This window comes from Hyphomonas sp. (assembly GCF_013823385.1).
Taxonomy (GTDB): Bacteria; Pseudomonadota; Alphaproteobacteria; order Caulobacterales; family Hyphomonadaceae; genus Hyphomonas.
On record NZ_PNMA01000091.1, the window covers coordinates 1 to 3,095 of the forward strand.

General features: G+C 61.0%; 4 protein-coding genes. All 4 read left to right on the plus strand.

The genetic code is table 11. The features are described 5' to 3' along the window. Positions 1-714 (plus strand): rhomboid family intramembrane serine protease (locus C0456_RS19855; RefSeq protein WP_291056217.1); only part of this gene is annotated, 714 nt, incomplete at its 5' end. Beyond that, positions 705-1,547 (plus strand): ATP-dependent Clp protease proteolytic subunit, encoded by an 843-nt coding sequence (locus tag C0456_RS19860; RefSeq protein ID WP_291056220.1) that lies wholly within the window; start codon positions 705-707, stop codon positions 1,545-1,547. The genes C0456_RS19855 and C0456_RS19860, both read left to right, overlap by 10 nt. 52 nt (positions 1,548-1,599) lie before the next feature. Continuing rightward, positions 1,600-2,022: a thioredoxin TrxC gene (trxC, locus tag C0456_RS19865; RefSeq protein ID WP_291056222.1), complete on the plus strand. Its 423-nt coding sequence runs from the start codon at positions 1,600-1,602 to the stop codon at positions 2,020-2,022. A 48-nt stretch (positions 2,023-2,070) separates the two neighbouring features. Further along, positions 2,071-3,095, plus strand: a 1,025-nt coding sequence (locus tag C0456_RS19870; protein WP_291056225.1) for a cation:proton antiporter, incomplete at its 3' end; no start/stop codon positions are given.

Genomic DNA, 3,095 nt, shown 5'->3' on the forward strand with positions numbered 1-3,095 from the left:
CCCGTCATCGTATGGGCGGTCATCGGCATGAACGTCGTCGCGTTTCTCTATCAGACCAGCCTGCCGCCGCGCGTGCTGGACTGGTTCCTGTTCGAGTTCGCGCTGGTGCCCTCGCGCTTCTTCGGACAGCTGAGCCTCGTCGCCCCGTCCGACTGGACCCCATTCCTGACCAATATCTTCCTGCACGGGGGCTGGCTGCACCTCATCTTGAACATGTGGACGCTCTGGATCTTCGGCCCCGCCGTCGAAGATCCGCTCGGACCGAGCAGATTCACACTGTTCTATCTGTTCTGTGGTGTGGCGGCCGGACTGGCTCATGCGCTGGCGAACCCCGACTCAGTCGTTCCCGCGCTTGGCGCGTCGGGGGCGATCGCGGGCGTGATCGGTTGCTACGCACGCATGTTTCCGGCGGCTCGGCTGGTGGTAATCGTGCCGATTCTGTTCATTCCGCTGTTCTTCGAAGTGCGCGCGTTCATTTTCGCGATGATCTGGTTTTTCATGCAGGTCATTCCCGGAATTCTGTCGCTCGGCAGCGATCAGGCCACGGGCGGGATCGCCTGGTGGGCGCATATCGGCGGGTTTGTCGCCGGTTGGCTTGTAGCGCCACTCCTGCGAAGGCGCGCCGATGCCTATCGCCACTATTATCGCGACGAGGGCATCTATGGCTTTCTGCCAGATGGCCGACGGGAAGGAGGACAAGGTCCATGGACATAATGCAGCTGTTCTGGCTGTTCTTCATCATTTCGGCGCTGCAGCCGGTTCTGCAGCGCCGATATCTTGAGGCGATGCGCACACGCAAGATCGCCAACATCGAGAAGAAGCGCAGCAGTCGCGTCATTCTGCTGATCCATCGGCAGGAGACCATGAACCTGCTGGGCTTCCCCCTGATGCGCTACATCGACGTCAACGACTCCGAAGAAGTCCTGCGCGCGATCCAGATGACCGACGATGAAGTGCCGCTCGACATCGTGCTGCACACACCGGGTGGCCTTGTGCTGGCGGCAACACAGATTGCCCGCGCCATTCAGGGACACAAGGGCCAGGTCACCGTGTTCGTACCACATTACGCGATGTCCGGTGGCACGCTGATCGCACTCGCTGCCGACGAGATCGTGATGTGCGAACACTCCGTGCTGGGACCCGTCGATCCGCAACTTGGCCAGTTGCCTGCTGCCTCGCTCATCAAGGTCGTCGAGGAGAAACCCATCGCCGAGATCGACGACCAGACCCTGATCATGGCCGATGTCGGTCGCAAGGCCATTGCGCAGATCGAGGCATTCGCGAAACGTCTGCTGTCCGACAAGATGGACGAGAACCGCGCGGCGTCCGTGGCGGCGAAGCTGGCGACGGGCACCTGGACCCACGACTATCCCATCTCTGCCGATGAGGCCCGCGACATGAGCCTGCCCGTTGGAACGGACATGCCCAAGGAAATACTGGAGCTGATGACGCTCTATCCGCAGCCGGTTCGGCGCCAGGGCGGTGGCGTGGAATACCTGCCCGAGCCGCGGCAGCGAGAGGCGCGCCGCGCCATATCCACGCGCTGAACGCCTGCATCAGCCGGCCGCCAAGACCGGCTCGTCAAAGAAAGGATACAAGATGCCCACGGTCGCTTGCCCGCAGTGCAATTCCACCAACAGGGTGCCGCAGGAGCGCCTGACCGATAATCCCAATTGCGGACGCTGCGGCGCGCCTCTCTTTCAAGGCAGGCCCGTCACGCTTACAGCGGCTAATTTTGACCGTCATGCGAATGCCGAACTGCCATTGCTGGTCGATTTCTGGGCCGAGTGGTGCGGGCCATGCAAGATGATGGCGCCCCAATTCGAGGCGGCGGCGCAGTCGCTCGAACCAAATTTCCGCCTTGGTAAGCTCGATACGGAAGCCGAACAGCAGATCGCCGGCCGCTACGGGATTCGCGGCATCCCCACCATGATCCTGTTCAGGAGCGGCAAGGAAATCGCGAGGATGAGCGGTGCAATGCCTGCCGCGCAGATAGCGCAGTGGGCGCGCTCGCGTGTCTAGAGTTTACAGGTATTGGCCTTCCCTGCGCCAAGCCATCAGGAGAAGAACATGCATGGCGTGACCGGATTTGTCGAAAGTGCGGCCTTGTTGATCTTTGCCGCGTTCGTTCTCGTGACGATATGTTCACGAATCGGCGTGCCCAGCATTGTCGGTTACATTCTTGCCGGCATAGTCATCGGACCTGCCGGCCTCGGCCTGATTGCGGAGAGCGCTGCCCTGAGCAGCATTGGCGAGATCGGAGTGGTACTCCTGCTGTTCGCGCTTGGCCTGGAATTCTCGTTCGAGAAGCTCGTAACGCTCAGGAAGCATGTCTTCGGTCTTGGAGCCGTGCAGGTTGCAGTCACGACGATAACGGTGTCGTTGGTAGCGTGTCTGATCTTCGATCTCGCGCCCGTCCCCGCAATCCTCATCGGCGGGGCCGTTGCCATGTCATCCACGGCCATGTGCCTCAAGGTGCTCGCAAGCGCGAACGCTCTGGGATCGGCTCAAGGGCGTCTGGCCATTGCAGTGCTTCTGTTTCAAGACTTGGCAGCTGTCGCATTCCTGCTTCTGCACGATTCGATGAGTGGAGCCGCCGAGGGACATGGCGTGATAACGGTCGTCGCCACTGCAATGGCATTGGTTGCAGCTCTGTTCATTGCCCGTGGCCCGTTGCAGGTGCTTGCCCGTTGGGTAGCGTCACCTGGCGATCCGGAACTTGCCCAGCTCCTCGCGCTCACCATTGCGCTCGGGTCTGCGATTGTCGCGGCCTCCGCCGGTCTTTCTCCGGCGCTCGCTGCATTCGCGGCCGGCATGATTATCGGCGAGGGTGACGCGCGCCATGCTGTCGAGAACGAGATTAGGCCCTTCCGCGATTTGTTTGTCGGGATTTTCTTTGTCGGCATCGGAACGCAATTGCCACTTTGGATCATTGCATCTGCATGGCCTGTCGTGCTGATCTGGATCGCGATCATATTCGCGGGCAAGACGCTGATCGTTTTGGTCGTCGCCCGACTATTCGGCGAGTCGCTTCAGGCCTCATGGCGCACTGGGATCATCCTGGCCCACGGAGGAGAATTCAGCCTGATGCTGCT